General features: G+C 68.2%; 14 protein-coding genes and 1 tRNA gene. 9 read left to right on the top strand and 6 right to left on the bottom strand.

The annotated features are described in order from the left end of the window. Nucleotides 1-6: 6 nt before the first annotated feature. From galK to M3G03_RS07740, 6 genes are all read right to left on the bottom strand, one after another. Nucleotides 7-1,218: a galactokinase gene (gene galK, locus M3G03_RS07715; protein WP_259809106.1), complete on the bottom strand. Its 1,212-nt coding sequence runs from the start codon at nucleotides 1,216-1,218 to the stop codon at nucleotides 7-9. Then, nucleotides 1,215-1,394, bottom strand: coding sequence for a DUF6104 family protein (locus tag M3G03_RS07720; RefSeq protein ID WP_259809107.1), 180 nt, complete (start codon nucleotides 1,392-1,394; stop codon nucleotides 1,215-1,217). The genes galK and M3G03_RS07720 overlap by 4 nt, the downstream gene beginning before the upstream one ends. Before the next feature lie 8 nt (nucleotides 1,395-1,402). Further along, nucleotides 1,403-5,194 (bottom strand): multifunctional oxoglutarate decarboxylase/oxoglutarate dehydrogenase thiamine pyrophosphate-binding subunit/dihydrolipoyllysine-residue succinyltransferase subunit, encoded by a 3,792-nt coding sequence (locus tag M3G03_RS07725; protein WP_259809206.1) that lies wholly within the window; start codon nucleotides 5,192-5,194, stop codon nucleotides 1,403-1,405. 85 nt (nucleotides 5,195-5,279) lie between these two features. Then, on the bottom strand, nucleotides 5,280-6,683 hold the full coding sequence (locus M3G03_RS07730; RefSeq protein ID WP_259809109.1) for a glycosyltransferase 87 family protein: 1,404 nt from the start codon (nucleotides 6,681-6,683) through the stop codon (nucleotides 5,280-5,282). Continuing rightward, nucleotides 6,680-7,993, bottom strand: coding sequence for a glycosyltransferase family 87 protein (locus tag M3G03_RS07735; RefSeq protein WP_259809110.1), 1,314 nt, complete (start codon nucleotides 7,991-7,993; stop codon nucleotides 6,680-6,682). Before M3G03_RS07735 ends, M3G03_RS07730 begins: the two co-directional genes overlap by 4 nt. Before the next feature lie 48 nt (nucleotides 7,994-8,041). Beyond that, nucleotides 8,042-8,113, bottom strand: a tRNA-Arg gene (locus M3G03_RS07740). A gap of 76 nt (nucleotides 8,114-8,189) precedes the next feature. Between M3G03_RS07740 and M3G03_RS07745 the strand changes: the two genes are divergently transcribed. The 9 genes from M3G03_RS07745 (at nucleotide 8,190) to M3G03_RS07785 (ending at nucleotide 17,908) form a co-directional block, all read left to right on the top strand. After that, nucleotides 8,190-8,708, top strand: coding sequence for a hypothetical protein (locus tag M3G03_RS07745; RefSeq protein WP_259809111.1), 519 nt, complete (start codon nucleotides 8,190-8,192; stop codon nucleotides 8,706-8,708). Nucleotides 8,709-8,781: 73 nt separating this feature from the next. Further along, nucleotides 8,782-10,182: a diaminopimelate decarboxylase gene (gene lysA / locus M3G03_RS07750; RefSeq protein ID WP_259809112.1), complete on the top strand. Its 1,401-nt coding sequence runs from the start codon at nucleotides 8,782-8,784 to the stop codon at nucleotides 10,180-10,182. A 9-nt stretch (nucleotides 10,183-10,191) separates the two neighbouring features. Next, on the top strand, nucleotides 10,192-11,538 hold the full coding sequence (locus M3G03_RS07755; protein WP_259809113.1) for a homoserine dehydrogenase: 1,347 nt from the start codon (nucleotides 10,192-10,194) through the stop codon (nucleotides 11,536-11,538). Further along, entirely contained in the window at nucleotides 11,535-12,452 is a 918-nt protein-coding gene (thrB, locus tag M3G03_RS07760) for a homoserine kinase (RefSeq protein WP_259809114.1), read from the top strand. The genes M3G03_RS07755 and thrB overlap by 4 nt, the downstream gene beginning before the upstream one ends. 254 nt (nucleotides 12,453-12,706) lie before the next feature. Next, nucleotides 12,707-14,539, top strand: coding sequence for a transcription termination factor Rho (gene rho, locus M3G03_RS07765; protein WP_396121924.1), 1,833 nt, complete (start codon nucleotides 12,707-12,709; stop codon nucleotides 14,537-14,539). Nucleotides 14,540-14,742: 203 nt separating this feature from the next. After that, a complete protein-coding gene (gene rpmE, locus M3G03_RS07770; RefSeq protein WP_259809116.1) occupies nucleotides 14,743-14,952 on the top strand; it encodes a 50S ribosomal protein L31 in 210 nt (69 codons plus the stop codon). Nucleotides 14,953-15,042: 90 nt separating this feature from the next. Next, a complete protein-coding gene (gene prfA, locus M3G03_RS07775) occupies nucleotides 15,043-16,119 on the top strand; it encodes a peptide chain release factor 1 (protein ID WP_259809117.1) in 1,077 nt (358 codons plus the stop codon). Beyond that, a complete protein-coding gene (gene prmC, locus M3G03_RS07780) occupies nucleotides 16,119-16,994 on the top strand; it encodes a peptide chain release factor N(5)-glutamine methyltransferase (protein WP_259809118.1) in 876 nt (291 codons plus the stop codon). The genes prfA and prmC overlap by 1 nt, the downstream gene beginning before the upstream one ends. Then, nucleotides 16,991-17,908 (top strand): L-threonylcarbamoyladenylate synthase, encoded by a 918-nt coding sequence (locus M3G03_RS07785; RefSeq protein WP_396121916.1) that lies wholly within the window; start codon nucleotides 16,991-16,993, stop codon nucleotides 17,906-17,908. Before prmC ends, M3G03_RS07785 begins: the two co-directional genes overlap by 4 nt.

Consider the following 17,908-nt stretch of genomic DNA (forward strand, 5'->3'; position numbering starts at 1 on the left):
CCCAGCTCAGCGGACCCGACGAGCTCCCGCCGCGGGCACCACGGTGAACCAGGTCGGCTCACCGAAGCTCGCCTCCGCGAAGGCCTCAGCGACTGACGCGCCGATCCGCTCGCCCTCGCCCGCCTCGCAGAGGGCGATGACGCAGCCGCCGAACCCGCCGCCGGTCATCCGGGCGCCGAGGGCGCCTGCCTGACGGGCGGTCTCCACCGCCAGGTCGACGGTGGGCACAGTGATCTCGAAGTCATCACGCATGGAGGCGTGCGACGCGTCGAGGAGCGGGGCCAGGTCCCGAAAGCGCCCCTGCTCGGCGAGCGAGACGACCTGCAGGACGCGCTCGTCCTCGGTGACGACGTGACGGACCCGACGGATGAGCTCCTCCCCCTCCTGCCCGGAGACCCCCGCACCCACAGCGGCCAGCGCCCCTTCCAGATCGGTGACATCGCGCAGGGCCTCCACGCCCAGCAGCTCGGAGGCCCGGTCGCAGGCGGCGCGACGGGCGGCATACTCCCCGTCGACATGCGAGTGAGGTGTACGGGTGTCAAGGACCAGGATTTCCAGACCGGCGGCAGGGAGGTCCAGGGGAACCTGGCGGGTCTCGAGGCTGCGGCAGTCCATGAAGAGGGCGTGCCCCTCGGTGCACAGTGTCGACGCGGCCTGGTCGAGGAGTCCCGTGGGGGCACCCACGTACGCGTTCTCGGCGTGCCGAGCAATCTTCGCCCGGTCGATGGGGCTGATGTCGAGCTCGAAGAGGTCGCACGCGGCGGCTACCGTCGCGCACTCGATGGCGGCCGAGCTGGACAGGCCAGCCCCGACCGGCACGCTGGAAGCCATCACCAGGTCAAGCCCGCCGATCTGGTGGCCGGCCTCCTGCAGCGCCCACAGACAGCCGACGAGGTAGTCCGACCACACCCGGGCGGGCGCCCCGGGAGAGTCGAAGGGCGAGAACTCATCGAGGCCGGTGGAGGTTCTCTCGCCCAGGTCCAGCGAGGTCACCTGCACCCGGTCGTCCTGCCGGCGGGAGGCCGCCACCAGTGCTGAACGCGTGAGGGCGAAGGGCATCACGAACCCGTCGTTGTAGTCGGTGTGCTCGCCGATCAGGTTCACCCTGCCGGCAGCCTCCCACACCCCGTCAGGGTCCCGGCCGGTGGCCGACCGAAACCCGTCGAGCACCGCCTTGACTCGCTCCTCATGGGGCTGCTCGGCGACCACTGGGCTCATTCGTCATCCTCATCATCCAGCCGGGCCAGCCACGTGGCCAGCCGCTCCACCGGGACCTCGAACTCCGGGTTGAGGTCCACGAAGGTACGCATCTGCTCGGCCAACCAGTCGAAGCTGACCTCCTCGTCCCCACGACGGGAGGCCAGCTCCTCCAGACCACGATCGGTGAAATACACCAGCGGCCTCAGTTCGCGAAGGCGCGTTCGAGGAGCTCGACCTCCTGCGCCTTGTGCGTCTTGAGCAGGCCCACCGAGGGTGCCGAAGCCGGGGCACGAGTGATCCCGGTCATCGTGAGCTGGTAGTCACTGTGCTCTCGGATTGCGTCGGCCAGGTGCAGCTGCATGAACTGCCAGGCGCCTTGGTTCTGCGGCTCGTCCTGCACGAAGCGGACGTCGGAGACATGGCGGTAGCGGTCCATGATGCGTGCCATCGCCTCCCCCGGCAGCGGGTAGAGACGCTCCAGGGCGATGATCGCCACCTTGCCGTCCAGCCCGCGCTTCTTGCGCTCGGTCACCAGCTCCCAACGGATCTTGCCGGAGCAGATCAACACCCTTTCGACCTTCGAGGCATCCTCAATGGTCGGGTCGTCCAGGGCGGGTTCCCACTTGCCGCTGGTGAATTCACCGGGCTGGGAGGCAGCCAGCTTGTTGCGCAACATCGACTTCGGGGTGGCAATGACCAGCGGACGGTGCCAGTTCACATAGGCATGCTGGCGCAACAAGTGGAAGTAGCTGGCAGCAGTCGAGGGCTGGCAGACCGCCAGGGCGTCTTCAGAGCACAGCTGGAGCCAGCGCTCGATGCGTGCCGAGGAGTGGTCCGGCCCCTGCCCCTCGTAGCCGTGGGGGAGAAGCAGCACGACGCCCGACTTCTGCGTCCACTTGGCATTGCCCGAGCTGATGAACTCATCGGCGATCGTCTGGGCTCCATTGGCAAAGTCGCCGAACTGGGCCTCCCAGCAGACCAGGGCATCGGGACGCGCCACCGAGTAGCCGTACTCAAAGCCCATCACGGCGTACTCGCTGAGCAGCGAGTCGTAGACGTCGAACTGGGCCTGGTCCTCGGTCATGTGCCGCAGGGGCAGGTACTCCTCGTTGGTGACCCGGTCCACGACGCCGGCGAAGCGCTGGCTGAAGGTGCCTCGACGGGAGTCCTGTCCGGTCAGTCGCACGGGGCGTCCCTCGAGCAGCAGCGAACCGAAGGCGAGGATCTCGCCGGTTGCCCAGTCGATCGGGCCCTCCAGGATCTGCTTGGCACGACGCTCCATCTGCGGGAGCACCTTCGGGTGGACCGTGAAGCCCTCGGGGAAGGTGGTGTAGGCATTGGAGATCTCGTGCATCATCTCCGAGGTGATCGCGGTGCCGCCGGTGCGGCTGGACTTGGACGGGTAGAACGGCACCTTGCGGTAGTCGTCGTCCATGCTCTCGGACTGCCGCGCCTCCTTGAACACGTCCTCCAGGCGCGAGCGGAACCGGTCCATGACCTGCTCGGCATCCTCGATCGAGATGTCGCCACGACCGATGAGCGACTCGGTGTAGAGCTTGCGCGTGGACCGCTTCTGCTCGATCAGGTCGTACATCTTGGGCTGGGTGAAGCTCGGGTCGTCGCCCTCGTTGTGGCCGCGTCGGCGGTAGCAGATGAGGTCGATGACGACGTCCTTGTGGAAGCGCTCACGGTACTGGAAGGCGAGGCGGGCGGCGACGACGCAGGCGTCCGGGTCGTCCCCGTTGACATGGAAGACCGGAGCCTGGACCACCTTGGCAACGTCGGTGCAGTAGGTCGAGGACCGCGACTGCGAGGGGGAGGTGGTGAAGCCGACCTGGTTGTTCACCACCAGGTGGATGGTGCCACCGGTGGTGTAGCCGCGCAGCTGGCTCATCTGCAGGGTTTCGTAGACCACACCCTGACCGGCGAAGGAGGCGTCACCGTGCATGAGGATGGGCAGGACGCTGAACTCGCCATCGCCCAGGGCATCCTGCTTGGCGCGGGCGATACCCTCCAGAACCGGGTCTACCGCCTCCAGGTGGGAGGGGTTCGCCGCGACCGAGGAGCGCACAGTGCGCCCGGACAGGGCGGTGAAGGTACCCTCCGCGCCCAGGTGGTACTTCACGTCACCGGTGCCCTGCAGGTTGCGCGGGTCCATGTTGCCCTCGAACTCGCGGAAGATCTGCCCGTAGCTCTTGCCAACGATGTTGGCCAGGACGTTCAGGCGGCCGCGGTGCGGCATGCCGATGGCGACCTCCTCGAGTCCGTTGTCGGCGGCGCGGTCGCAGATCTCGTCCAGGACCACGATGGCCGACTCGCCACCCTCGAGGGAGAAGCGCTTCTGGCCCACGAACTTGGTCTGGAGGAAGGTCTCGAAGATCTCGGCCTCGTTGAGCTTGTCGAGGATGCGCAGGTGCTCCTCACGCGGCAGCGGGGCGTGCGGCTTCTCGAACCGCTCCTGGAACCACTCGCGCTCCTCCAGATCCGAGATGTACATGTACTCCACACCGATGGTGTGGCAGTAGGAGTCACGCAGGATGTCGAGGATCTCGCGCAGCGTCATGTAGGCGCGGCGCTGCCCACCGAAGTGGCCCACGGCGAACTCCCGGTCCAGGTCCCAGATGGTCAGGCCATGGGCCTCGAGCTCGAGGTCGGGATGGGTGCGGGCCTTGTACTCCAGGGGGTCCACATCGGCGGCCAGGTGGCCGAGGGTTCGGTAGGCCTGGATCAGTTCGACCACGCGGGCTGCCTTGGGCACCTGGTTGGTGCGGTGACCCGAGACGTCGTTGGCCCAGCGCAGCGGCGTGTAGGGGATGCGCAGGCTGGTGAAGATGTCGTCGTAGAAGCCGTGCTCGCCGAGCAGCAGCTCGTGCATGAACTTCAGGAACTCACCGGACTGGGCACCCTGGATGACACGGTGGTCGTAGGTGCTGGTCAGGGTGGTGACCTTGGCCACGCCCATCTCGTTGAGGCGAGAGATGGAGTTGCCCTGGAACTCCGGTGGGAAGTCGATCGAGCCGACGCCCAGGATCAGGCCCTGGCCGTTCATGAGGCGCGGCACCGAGTGGTTGGTGCCGATACCACCGGGGTTGGTCAGCGAAGCGGTGGTACCGGCGAAGTCGTCGACACCGAGCTCGCCCTTGCGGGCGCGACGAACCATGTCCTCGTAGGAGGCGACGAACTGGGCGAAGTCGAGGCTGCCGGCGTCCTTGATGTTGGGAACCAGCAGCTGTCGGGTGCCGTCAGGCTTGGGCAGGTCAATGGCCAGGCCCAGGTTGATGGCCTCGTTGACCACCATGTTCGGCTTGCCGTCGACCACCGCATAGCCGTTGTTCATCGCGGGGATGGCCTTGAGGGCCTGAACCATCGCGTAGCCGATGATGTGGGTGAAGGAGACCTTGCCGCCCTTGGAACGGCGCAGGAAGTTGTTGACCATGGTGCGCTGGTCGATGACGAGCTTCATCGGAATCGACCGCACCGAGGTCGCCGTGGGCATGGTCAGCGAGGCGTCCATGTTCTTGGCGGTGCGCATCGGGGCGCCTTTGAGCACGACATGGGTGGGGCCCGTGGTCGAGGCGGTCGGGCGTCGCATCGGGTCCGGGCGGTCGGCCGAGATCACGGCCTCCCTGGTGCCGCTGGCCTCCGCCTGCGGTGAGGTCGCCTTGGGTGAAGAGGGAGCGGGCGCGGGCTCGGCCTTGACGGTGGGCTTGGCAGCAGGGGTTGAGGTCGTGGCCTCGGCAGGCTTCGGCGCTGCCGGGGCGGGCGCGGGAGCGGGCTTCTCAGCGGTCTTGGCGGGGGCGGGAGTCTCGGGGGCCCTGGTGGTGGCGGGCGAGGCCGGCTTCAGGCCCTCCTTGGCGAAGAAGTCCCGCCAGGTCTCGTCCACCGAGGTGGGGTCCGCGAGGTACTGCTCGCGCATTTCGTCGATCAGCCAATCGTTGGCACCGTAATCGAGGGAGTCAGTCTGCGACATGTCGTTCCTGGTGGACGAGACCACCATTGCCTTCTTCCACTGGTGTCTGAGCTTCCGGGCGCCTCTGCCCGCAAGGGCGACTCTATCGGTTGGGGGACCCCCGCCCCAATCAGTCACGCCATGTCGACCGCATTTCGGACGACACTTCGTCCTCGGCGAAATCCTCCTCGGCCAGGCTGGCGGTGCGGTCGGGCACGTCGGTCAGGTCGGCCCAGGCCCAGATCGCCGAGACCACCATCATCACCACCAGGAGCAGGTTGCGGGTGACCATCATCCCCGTGGCGGTGACCTGCGGGTCGGCGCCGATGATGTGCCCGTAGTAGGCGGGGTAGACCTGCTGGGTGAGCAGGGCGGCGAGCAGGGTGGTGGCCGCCAGGGCCTGGGCCCTGCGACGCATCGTGGGGGTGTGGGCCAGTGCCAGCAGCGCGGCTACGGGAGTCCCCAGCCAGAGCAGGTACTGGGGGGAGAGGGTCTTGTTGGCCACCAGCATCGACAACACGATCGAGACCATGCACAGCACCAGCAGGTCGGCCGGCAGCTGGCGGCGCAGGACCATGACCAGGGCCATGCCCGCTGCGGAGAGCACCGCGCCGAGCATCACCATGTCGGAGACGTGCATCCAGCGCTCGATGCCGGGGCCGAAGATCTCGAAGGCGTTGTACTTGCTCATCTCGACCCGCCACTGGGTGCCGTCGGAGGTGGCCCGCTGCCACATCAGCCAGCTCGCGGGGACCGATTCAACCTGCAGGCCGCGGTCGGCCTGCCAGGTGAGCGGGGAGGTCAGCCGCTTCCAACCGCCCTGCCACCACGCCGCCAGTGCGAGGGCGGCACCGGTGAGGAGGAAGGCGATGGTGCGGCGCACCGCAGGACGTGACCGGCCGGCCAGGGGCGCGATCAACATCGCAGGCCACAGCTTTAGCCCTGCACCCAACGCCACCAGGGCTCCGCTCACGGCGGGATGTCGTGCGACGACCAGCGCCGCGGCCCCCACCACGAAGGCAGGCAGCATGTCGTAGCGGAACCAGATCAAGGAGCCGAAGACCAGGACGAAGGCGATCCAGAAGGTCAGGGCCTGCAGGGCGCGCCGGCGCCACAGCATGGCCGTGAAACCTGCGTCCAGCGCTGCCATAGAGAGTCCGAAGGCGAGCAGGTAGCTGGACTGCTCCCGGCCGAACCAGGTCAGGGCCTCCAGGAACCAGACCACGGGCTGTGGGTACTCCACCAGGGTATTCCGGATCCCGTTGCCCCGGGTGAGCCACCACAGGTAGTAGTTCACATCGGAGTTGATGAACTGGTACTTCTCCAGGTAGAGGTGCAGGACCCAGGCACGGCTGGCCACCCAGGCCAGGATCCAGACCCACGCGGCTCCCAGGTGGTGTCTGACGTGCTGCCACCAGGCAGGAGGAGAGGCACCGTGGCCCGCCTCCTGACGCGGGACTTCGCCAGGGGGGATGAGCGGGCGTGGCGGGATGCCGTGACGTCCCCAGCCGGCCGTCGATGCTGCCTCGCTCATTCCTCCCTCTCCCCGGGGCGGACGAAACCCCAGATCCAGCGCAGTGTCCACGCCAGCAGGGCCACCACCCCCACATTGCGGACGGCAAGCACCACAGTGACCGTGCTCATGCCGAAGGTCCCCTGGACCAGGGGTCCGTAGCCGATCGGGTACACGACCTGGGTCAGGGCCGTCAGGACCAGGACCATCCACCCCATACGGGTCAACCGACGCTGGTCAGTGGCATGGACGCGCAGGTGTTCGCGTCCCGTGGCGTCGAAGCTGACCACGGCGAAACCGGCTGCCAGGGGCCCGCCGAGCCACATGATGTACTGGGGGGAGAACGTCTTGTTCGTGACGATGATCACCAGGACGACCAGGAGCATGAGGGCGGCAGCCTCGACCATCCGACGACGCGGGCGGCGTAGCCACAGGCCGTAGAGCACCAGGATCCCGAGGTAGCCGATCACGCTGGAGGCGCTGGCCAGGGCGAGCATGGCTCTGCCACCCGGCCCATGGATCTCGAAGGCCTGGAAGGAACTGATCCCGACCCAGTAGTGGCTGCCGGCGACGATGCGAGCCAGCATCAGGGGGGTGGCCCAGATCGACTCGACCTGGAGGGCGCGTCCTGACTGCCAGGTGAGCGGGGAGAGCAGCCGGTCCCAGCCGGCCCACAGCAGGGAGACCAGCGCCAGCAGACCGCCGAAGCCGAAGACCCCGAGGGTGGCCCGGAAGGCGTCCCGCTTGCGGAAACCCGTCAGGGCCGGCCACATCAGTGCCGGCCACAGCTTGGCCGCAGCCCCGGCGCCGATCAGCATCCCTGCGCGCCCGGCGCGTCCCTTCAGAAGGGAGAGCAGGGCCCAGCCGGCCAGTACCGAGGGGATCAGGTCGAATCGCAGGTAGGCGGTCGGCCCCACCAGTGCCAGGAAGGCGGTCCAGAAGAGGAGGGCGTGGGAACGAAGTCGCCCACCATTGCGCCACATGGACCAGGAGAAGCCGATGTCCAGCAGGACCATGCAGGCCACGAAGGCGATGACATAGCCGATGCGGGAGCCGCCGCCCAGCAGGTAGGGCACCTGGAGGAGCCAGATCACCGGAGTGGGGTACTCGGTGAGGGTCTGCTCCGGTCCCATCTCAGGGAGCTGGTCGATGCGGTTCCAGTAGTAGATGACGTCGCCCTGGGTGGAGGGGGCGACAGCGAGCCACAAGGTGAAGACCAGGAGTCGGGCGCCCAGCCAGGCGATCAGCAGGTTGCGCGGGGACTGGGCCCACACCGATCCGGGAAAGTTGGTGATGCGGTAGCGGAACCGACGCCATCGGGAGTTCTGCAAACGTCGGCTCCGTCCACTCGCTGGGTGTCCCATGGTGGACCCACGGTGCGCCCCCGGCAGGATTCGAACCTGCGCTCCCGCCTCCGGAGGGCGGTGCTCTATCCCCTGAGCTACGGGGGCTCGGCGACCCACAGTAGCAACCTGCTGGGCCTTGCGCCCAACTGGCTAGACTCACGGCGTGCGGAAGTCAGCTGTAGTGACACGTCGTCGCGGGATTGCGACGGTCGCCCTGGCGACCCTGGTGGCCGGTTCGGGCTGCCTCCAGCAGGCAGCACCGGCCCCCTACGAGGAGCGCGACGGTGCCCCTCCCTGGCCGGCTCCACGCGATGGGATCAGTGCGATCCAGAAGGCCGGACTGGCCGAACTACCACTCAATGACCGCACTGATCCCTGGATCGTGCACCTGACCATCGCGATCGACGGCAAGCCCGTCGAAGTGGTTCGCCACATCGGCATGGACCGCCCCCGCGCAATTCAAGCGGCGGTCCACACCCACGACAACACCGGGCAGGTCTGGCTGGAGGGGGAGGGCAATCGCACCGTCACCCTGGCCCAGTTCTTCACCGTCTGGGGAGTGCGCTTCACCGAGAAGTGCCTGGGGGCGGCCTGCGGAGGGGTGACGGTCCTCGTCGACGGACGCGAGCAGTCCCCGCCCTGGGACCAGCTCGTCATGCGCGGTGCCCGCAAGATCGACGTGCAGGCCCGCACTCGCTGACGCGTCCCTTCACTCGTCCCACCTGACATCGACCAGCGGGGCGGCCCTGCCGCCCATGAAAGAATCGGACCCCATGACCCACACCCACGTCGCAGGCGCCATCCATGCCGACGTCGCTTCGCCCGGCCCACAGTGGCTGCATCGTCCCACCGACCTGAACGGCCTCGATCCGGTGCTGTGGAGTTCCACCGTCACGCGCGGGGACGCCGGGGGGCTCGTCGTCGGTGGGGTCCCCGTCGCCGACCTGCTGGAGGAGTTCGGGTCGCCCCTCTACGTCCTGGACGAGGCTGACCTGCGCCAGCGCGCAGCGGCCTTCCGCTCCGCCTTCGAGGGATGGGACGTCTACTACGCGGCCAAAGCCTTCCTCTGCCGTGCGGTCGCACGCTGGGTGGTCGAGGAGGGACTGGGACTTGATGTCTGCTCCCTGGGGGAGTTGATGCTGGCCCTGGAGGCCGGTGTTGACCCGAAGCGCATCGGCCACCACGGCAACAACAAGACCGTGGAGGAGCTCGAGCTCTCGGTCAGCTCAGGCGTGGGACGCATCGTGGTCGATTCCCTGCAGGAGGTCAGCCGGCTCGAGGAGATCTGCGAGCGCCTGGGCGTGACTGCCAACGTGCTGGTGCGTGTCACCGCCGGCGTGGAGGCCCACACCCACGAGTACATCGCCACCGCCCATGAGGACCAGAAGTTCGGCTTCTCCATCGCCAATGGCCAGGCGATGGTGGCGATGGTCCGCTGCCATGTCAGCCCGCACCTCCAGCTACTGGGCATCCACTCCCACATCGGCTCCCAGATCTTCGCCACCCATGGCTTCGAGGTCGCGGCCCGGCGGACCATGAAGCTGCTCAAGCAGTTCACCGATGCCACCGGCGCCGAGCTGCCCGAGTTGGACCTGGGCGGGGGTTTCGGCATCCGCTATACCGCCCAGGACTCCCCGGCCACCCCCGACGACCTGGCCACCAACCTGCGCGAGATCATCGAGCACGAGGCCCGCGCCCACCAGATGCAGGTACCGCGCATGTCCATCGAACCCGGCCGGGCGATCGTCGGCCCCTCGGTGATGGCCCTGTACACGGTGGGCACCGTCAAGGTGGTCGACCTCGACGGTGGTGGCCAGCGGGTCTACGTCTCGGTTGATGGTGGCATGAGCGACAACATCCGCCCCGCCCTCTACGCCGCGAACTATTCCGCCGTAGTGGCCAATCGTGCCGTCGAGAGCGAGCCCGTGCTGTGTCGCGTGGTGGGCAAGCACTGCGAGAGCGGGGACATCCTGGTCCATGACGTCTTCCTGCCCGCCGACATCGCTCCCGGCGACGTGGTGGCGGTGGCGGCGATGGGCGCCTACTCCCGGTCCCTGGCCAGCAACTACAACCATGCCGCCAGGCCCCCAGTGGTCTCGGTGCGCGACGGGAAGACCTCGACGCTGATGCGGCGTGAGACCCTGCAGGACGTGTTCTCGTTGGACGTGAGCTGAGGAAGGCTGATGGAGCACAAGGTGGATTCAGTGGAGGAACCCCGCGCATTGCGCGTGGCGATGCTTGGCTGCGGCGTCGTCGGGTCACAGGTGGCCCGTCTCATCATCGAACAGGCCGATGACCTGGCCTCCCGGATCGGCGCTCGATTGGAGCTGGTGGGAATCGCTGTCGGCAACCCCACTCGCGAGCGTCCGGGGCTCGACCCCGCCCTGTTCTTCGGGGACGCCGAGGCCCTTGTCTCGCGTGACGACCTCGACATCGTCATCGAGGTGGTCGGTGGTATCGACCCGGTGCGCGACTGGGTCGCCACCGCACTGGAGGGTGGTGCCAGCGTGATCACGGCGAACAAGGCGCTGATTGCTGCCCATGGCGCCGAGCTGACCGAGATCGCGCGCCTCCGCGGCGTCGACCTGTACTACGAGGCGGCCGTTGCGGGGGCCATCCCCATCATCCGTCCGCTGCGCGAGTCGCTGGTGGGCGATGAGATCACGCGCGTGATGGGCATCGTGAACGGCACCACCAACTACATCCTCGACCAGATGACCACCACCGGTGCCGAGTTCGCCGACGCCCTGGGCGAGGCGCAGGACCTGGGCTATGCCGAGGCCGACCCCACCGCCGACGTCGAGGGACATGACGCGGCCGCCAAGGCGGCCATTCTGGCCTCGCTGGCCTTCCACACCGACATCACCTCCGACCAGGTCGCAAGCCAGGGCATCTCGCAGTTGACCTCCCGAGACATCAGCTCGGCGGCCGGCCTGAACATGGTCATCAAGCTGCTCGCCGTGGCCGAGCTCACCCCCGCCGACCAGGTCAGTGTCCGGGTCAATCCGGTGATGTTGCCCACCGCCCACCCGCTGGCCAGCATCAAGGGCGCCTACAACGCGGTGTTCGTGGAATCCCGCGAGGCCGGTCGCCTGATGTTCATGGGTCCGGGAGCCGGGGGTGCCCCGACCGCCTCGGCCGTGATGGGCGATCTGGTCACCGCCGCTCGCAACCGGGTGCGCGGCGTCGCCGGTGCAGCACCGACCGCCTACACGCGACGTTCCGTCGCCGACCCGGGAGGCACCGAGTCGCGCTATCACCTGCGTTTCGTCGTCCTGGACGAGCCGGGAGTGCTGGCGCGGGCAGCTGACGTCTTCGCACGGCATGCCGTCTCCATCGCCACGGTGCACCAGGCCGCCACCTCCTCGGAGAACGGGACCCCTTACGCCGAGTTGGAGGTGCTGACCCACCTGACCCGGGAGTCGACTGTGCAGGCCTGCGTGGCGGAGCTGACGGCCCAGGACTTCATTGGAGATCGTGAGGACGGTGCTGGCAAGGTCAGGCTGCTGCGCGTGGAGGCCAGTTCGTGACCACGCCAGCGGCGAGGGTCCCCGGCGAGGGAGTCGGCGTTCGGGTCCCGGCGACCAGCGCCAACCTCGGCCCCGGCTTCGACGCCCTGGGGCTCGGCCTGGACCTGTGGGACGAGTTGTGGGTGCGGCCCAGCGACCGCTTGGCCATCGAGGTGGCGGGGGAGGGGGCAGAGCACGTCCCGCGTGACGAGCGCCACCTGGTGGTGTCGACCCTGCGTGCCGGCCTGCGGCATTTCGGCCACCCGACCCCGGACATGCCATTGCTGCTGCAGGCGCACAACGCGATCCCGCACTCGCGTGGGCTGGGTTCCTCGGCGGCAGCGATCGTGGCCGGTTATGCGCTGGCGTGGTTGTTGGCGCGCCCCGGGGAGCCCCTGGATCGTGGGCAGCTGCTGGAGCTGTCGACCCAGGACGAGGGGCACCCGGACAATGCCGGGGCCGCCGTTTTCGGCGGGGCAATCCTGGCCTGGCGTCGCAGCGATGTGGAGGCGACCGGGCTGGTGCAACTGGAAGTCGATCCGCGCATCCGGGCCAGGGTGTGGATCCCGGCGGGGGAGTTGCGGACCGCGCAGGCCAGACAGGTCCTCCCCGATGTACTCGGACGCGAGCAGGTGATTGCCCAGGCCAGTCGTTCCGCCCTGCTGATCCATGCCCTTGCCACCGCCCCCGAGCAGTTGTGGGCCGGAACCCAGGACTGGTTGCACCAGCAGCAGCGCGGGGCGCTGATGCCCGACTCGCTGGCGCTGATGGAGCGACTCCGCGGTGCCGGGGTGGCGGCGGTGGTCTCCGGTGCCGGACCGACCGTAATGGCGCTGGGCACCGAGGACCAACTGGCTGCGACGGACTCGATGGCACATGCAGGCTTCACCGCGCGAGATCTGGCGATCGCCGGGGGAGTGGAGCCGCTTGGCTGATGGGCGCATGGGGGTGCTACGCTGGGAGTGCGCGCATGCGCTGGGCTGGCACAGCCGCTCCCCGCCGCGCTTCAATCCCCACCCGCTCTTCGCGGCCCACCTCGCGGTGACTCCCCTGTGATCTGTTCGCTGGTCTGCTGGGAGTCCCTGACGCGAGTGAATAACGTCCCGGAAGGACATCAGTGAGCGAAACCCCCCAGCAGGCGTCATCGACTGGCGGCCTGGACAAGAAGCTCCTCCCTGAGCTCAAGGCCATGGCGGCATCCATGGGCATCAAGGGCACCAGCGGGATGCGCAAGGCAGACCTGGTCGCCGCGATCCGTGCCGGGGGCCAGTCCTCCGCAGCCGCGGCGCCCGAGACGGCTCGCAGCCCCCGCCGCAGCGGCGCTGCGGCAGACCAACAGGTTGCCGAGACACCCACGCAGGCTCCCTCCCCGCAGGAGCAGGAGCGGCCTCCCCGACAGGAACAGGCCGGCGAGCAGGCGCCTGGGCAGGATTCCCAGTCCGAGTCCGGCGGCAACCGGGAACGACGTGGCCGTCGTCGCCGTGAGGACCGCATCCAGCACCAGGCTGACCCCTCCACCACCGAGGAGGTGGCTGCGCGTCTGGCGGCGCTGGCCGGTGGTGAGGATCGCAGCCAGGGCGAGGCAGAGGCCGGCGGCGGGCGTCCCCAGCAGGCCGATCGCCAGCAGCCTGAACGCAACCAGAACGACCGACAGCAGAACGACCGACAGCAGGGTGGTCGCCAGCACACCGATCGTCAGCAGGGTGGCCGCCAGCAGAACGATCGCCACCAGAACGATTCCGAGGACAACGGTCCCCGTGACGATGACGAGTTCGGTGGTCGTCGCAATCGTCGTCGCCGCCAGCGTGATCGCCAGAACCGCCGCGGCAACCGCAGTGGCAACGAGCGGATGGAAACCGAGCCCACCGTCAGTGAGGACGATGTCCTCATCAACGTCTCGGGCATCCTCGACGTCGGCGACAACTACGCCATGGTGCGCACCTCCGGCTACCTGCCCGGGCCCAACGACGCCTACCTCTCGCTCTCCCAGGTCCGCAAGTACGGTCTGCGCAAGGGTGACGTCGTCACCGGTGCCCAGCGTGCCCAGCGCGAGGGCGAGGGACGCAAGGAGAAGTACTCCCCGTTGGTCCGCGTCGACACCATCAACGGCGTCGATCCCGAGCAGATGCGCCAGCGCCCCGAGTTCAGCAAGCTGACCCCGCTCTACCCTCAAGAGCGTCTCCGCCTGGAGACCACGCCGACCAACATGACCGGTCGCATCATCGACCTGGTCAGCCCTGTCGGCAAGGGTCAGCGTGGCCTGATCGTGTCCCCGCCCAAGGCCGGCAAGACGATGATCATGCAGAACATCGCCAACGCGATCGCGGCCAACAACCCCGAGGTCCACCTCATGGTGGTGCTGGTGGACGAGCGTCCCGAGGAGGTCACCGATTTCCAGCGGACCGTCTCCGGTGAGGTCATCGCCTCGACCTTCGACCGCCCGGCTGAGGACCACACCCGCATCTCCGAGTTGGCCATCGAGCGAGCCAAGCGACTGGTGGAGCTCGGCCACGACGTGGTCATCCTGCTCGACGGCATCACCCGCCTGGGTCGCGCCTACAACCTGGCCGCCCCGGCGTCGGGCCGCATCCTCTCCGGTGGTGTCGATTCCGCTGCCCTGTACCCGCCCAAGAAGTTCTTCGGAGCCGCCCGCAACATCGAGAATGGAGGCTCGCTGACCATTCTGGCGACTGCCCTCATCGAGACCGGGTCACGCATGGACGAGGTCATCTTCGAGGAGTTCAAGGGCACCGGCAACATGGAACTGCGCCTGCAGCGCCAACTCGCCGACAAGCGCATCTTCCCGGCCATCAATGTGGACGCCTCCGGCACCCGCCGCGAGGAGCTCCTGCTCGGCCGCGAGGAACTGGCGATCATGTGGAAGCTGCGCCGCGTCCTGTCGGGGCTGGAGGACCAGCAGGCCCTGGAGATGCTGCTCAGCCGACTGCGCAAGACCCAGACCAACAACGAGTTCCTGGTGGTCATCTCCAAGACCACCCCGAATGCCGACGACGGTCGCTGAGCCTCCCCCAGTCTGCGTCGGGCCCAGTTTGCTGCGTCGGGCCCAGTTTGCTGTGTCGGGCCCAGTTTGTGTCAGGCGGATCGACGCGGCAGAATGGATCGGCAGTCCCGGTTCACGCCACGTCGGCCACCATGGCCGACAGGGTCGATCAATCCTGAAGAATTGCGCCCGGCGACCCGGAACACCTCACCCAAGGAGCATCCATGAAGCAGGGTATTCACCCCGAGTACAACGAGACCACGGTCACGTGCACCTGTGGCAACACGTTCACCACCCGCAGCACCGCCCAGGGCGGAGCGCTGACCGCTGACGTCTGCGCCGAGTGCCACCCCTTCTACACCGGCAAGCAGAAGATCCTCGACTCGGGCGGCCGCGTTGCCCGCTTCGAGCGTCGTTACGCCAAGAAGAAGTAAGTTCTCGCACAGGGACGCCCGGAGTTCAGCTCTGGGCGTCCCTTGTGTTGTGTCTGCTGTTTGCCGCCACCGAAAGTGCAGGAATCCTGGATGGAGCTGGACCGTTTCCCCACCGCCCGCGCGGTCCTGGAGGAGTACGCCGACCTGGAGACCCAGCTCGCCGATCCCACGATCCACGCTGACATGGCGCGCAGCCGCAAGGTGGGGCGTCGGTATGCCGAACTCGGGGGGGTGGTGCGCGCGATCCGTGAGCAGGAGTCCCTTTCCGAGGACCTCGCGGCCGCCCGCGAACTGGCCGGCGATGATGCCGCCTTCGCGATCGAGGCCGAGGACCTGGCGCTCCGCCTCGAGGAGAACACCCAGAGGCTGGCAGCCCTGCTGGCTCCCCGCGATCCCAACGATTCAGCCGACGCGCTGGTCGAGATCAAGTCCGGTGAGGGCGGGGAGGAGTCGGCGCTGTTCGCCCGTGACCTGTTCTCGATGTACTCCCACCACGTGGAGACCCGCGGCTGGAAGGTCGAGGTGCTCGACGAGCAGACCACCGATCTCGGAGGGTACAAGTCCATCACCTTCGCGGTGAAGGCACCGACTCCTGGCGACCTGATGCCCTACGGGCTGCTGAAATTCGAGGGCGGGGTGCACCGCGTCCAGCGTGTACCGGTGACAGAGTCTCAGGGGCGGATCCACACCTCCGCCGCCGGCGTGCTGGTGATGCCCGATGTCGAAGCCGACGAGGTCGAGGTCAACGAGGACGACCTGCGCGTCGATGTCTTTCGCAGCTCGGGCCCGGGTGGCCAGGGCGTGAACACCACCGACTCGGCGGTCCGGATCACCCACCTGCCCAGCGGCATCGTGGTGAGCTGCCAGAACGAGCGCTCCCAGTTGCAGAACAAGGAATCAGCCCTGCGGATGCTGCGAGCCCGCCTCACCGCGCTTGCCGAGGAGGAAGCCGCCTCCGCCGCCTCGGCCGCCCGCAAGTCGCAGGTGCGCACTGTTGACCGCAGCGAGCGCATCCGCACCTACAACTTCCCCGAGAACCGCATCGCGGACCATCGCATCGGCTTCAAGGCGCACAACCTGGACGCAGTGCTCGGCGGGGAGATGGGGCCGCTTCTTGAAGCCCTGCAGGCTGCTGACCTGGCCGAGCGACTGGGCCAGGACGCCTGATGCGCCCGGCCGGACCCATTCCCACAGCCCTCGCCCTCGCCTGGGCCAAGGGCCACCTCGAGGCCGCCGGGTCGTCCTCGCCCCTCGCTGAAGCGCGGACCTTGTTGGCCCATTCCCTGGGCACCGAACGTACCCAGCTCGCCCTGGTGACCTCGGTGGACGAGGTTCCGGCTGCCCGGTTTGCCGAACTGGTGGAGGCGCGCGCGACCGGCGTCCCCGTCCAGCACCTCACTGGTCGAGCCCACTTCCGCACCGTGGAGCTGCAGGTGGGGCCGGGGGTCTTCATCCCCCGGCCCGAGACCGAGGTGATGACGGGCTGGGCTCTCGATCAGATCGCCGACACTGAGCAGCCCGTGGTGGTGGAGCTGTGCACGGGCTCGGGTGCCATCGCCAGGGCCATCGCGGCCGAGCACCCGGGCGCACGCGTCCACACCATTGAACTGGACCCCGTTGCTGCCGAGTGGGCCGAGCGGAACCTGGCCGGAACGGGGGTCGAGCTGCGCGTCGGGGACATGGCTGAGGCGTTCCCCGAGCTGGACGGCACCGTCGACCTGGTGATCAGCAACCCGCCCTACATCCCCCTGGAAGCCTGGGAATCGGTCGAGGCCCAGGTTCGTGACCACGATCCTGACCTGGCCCTGTTCTCCGGAGAGGACGGTCTGGACGCCATGCGCGTGGTGGCTGCCGTGGCGGCCCGCTTGTTGCGGCCTGGGGGAGTGGTCTGCGCCGAGCACGCGGAGGTGCAGGCGGAGTCGGCTCCCCAGGTCTTCGTGGACGCCGGCGTCTTCGGTCGCGTGCGCGACCATGGTGACCTCGCGGGTCGCCCGCGCTTCGTGTCGGCCATCCGCTCCCACGTGGCAGGATTGGCCGGGTGAGCGAGGAGCCAGTGAACGAGCAGGTGGAACCGGCTGAGGAGTTCCAGCCGGTCGAGGAGATCGAGCCCGAGGAGATCGCGCCAGTCGAAGAGGCTGCGGTCGAGCCCGCGCGCCCCTCCGCCGAGTACTACGACGTCTCCAGCCAGCGTGAGGAGGCTTTGAAGGCCGCGGCCCGTGCGATCCGCTCGGGCGAGTGCATCGTCCTTCCGACCGACACCGTCTACGGCATCGGCGCGAATGCCCTCGACGCGGCTGCCGTCCAGGGACTGCTCGATGCCAAGCGACGCGGCCGCGACATGCCGCCGCCCGTATTGATCGCCGACGGGGCGTCCCTGGGCGCCCTGGTGCAGTTCATCGACGAGGACGCCCAGGCGCTGGCGGACGCGTTCTGGCCCGGCCCGCTCACCCTCATCCTGCGGGCCCAGGAAGGCCTCACGATGGATCTGGGGGAGACCCGCGGCACCATCGCCGTGCGCGTGCCCGACCATGAGTTTACCCGTGCCCTGTTGCGGCGCACCGGGCCGCTGGCTGTGTCCAGCGCCAATCTGTCCGGCCAACCCGCTTCGACCACCATCGCTGATGCCCGCGAACAGCTGGGAGACACCGTCGCGGTCTACCTCGACGCGGGTGACACCCCGGGGACTGTCCCCAGTACCATCGTCGACTTCACCACCAGCACCCTGGGCACCATCGTCCGCCAGGGCGCCCTGGGTGTCGAACAGCTCAAGGAGGTGGCGGGCTTCATCTCCGAGCCGGAGGTGCGCGAGCTGGAGCCGGCCCCCCAGGAGCCCGGGAACGATGGGGACCCCGCGGAAGCCCTGGGGCCCGATGACGCCCACGACGCCGCTTACACCCCGAACTCCCATGACCAGGTGGCTGCGGAGGAGACTCCCCGCGAGGACCCCACTCCCTGA

The sequence above is a fragment of the Aestuariimicrobium sp. p3-SID1156 genome (assembly GCF_025144225.1).
Classification (GTDB): Bacteria; Actinomycetota; Actinomycetes; order Propionibacteriales; family Propionibacteriaceae; genus Aestuariimicrobium.

What these genes read in the sequence shown, in the direction of transcription:
- rho (WP_396121924.1), top strand. Translation starts at nt 12,707, where the DNA reads ATGGCGGCATCCATGGGCATCAAGGGCACCAGCGGGATGCGCAAGGCA.
- M3G03_RS07755 (WP_259809113.1), top strand. Translation starts at nt 10,192, where the DNA reads ATGGAGCACAAGGTGGATTCAGTGGAGGAACCCCGCGCATTGCGCGTG.
- galK (WP_259809106.1), bottom strand. Translation starts at nt 1,218, where the DNA reads ATGAGCCCAGTGGTCGCCGAGCAGCCCCATGAGGAGCGAGTCAAGGCG.
- lysA (WP_259809112.1), top strand. Translation starts at nt 8,782, where the DNA reads ATGACCCACACCCACGTCGCAGGCGCCATCCATGCCGACGTCGCTTCG.
- prmC (WP_259809118.1), top strand. Translation starts at nt 16,119, where the DNA reads ATGCGCCCGGCCGGACCCATTCCCACAGCCCTCGCCCTCGCCTGGGCC.
- prfA (WP_259809117.1), top strand. Translation starts at nt 15,043, where the DNA reads ATGGAGCTGGACCGTTTCCCCACCGCCCGCGCGGTCCTGGAGGAGTAC.
- rpmE (WP_259809116.1), top strand. Translation starts at nt 14,743, where the DNA reads ATGAAGCAGGGTATTCACCCCGAGTACAACGAGACCACGGTCACGTGC.
- M3G03_RS07730 (WP_259809109.1), bottom strand. Translation starts at nt 6,683, where the DNA reads ATGAGCGAGGCAGCATCGACGGCCGGCTGGGGACGTCACGGCATCCCG.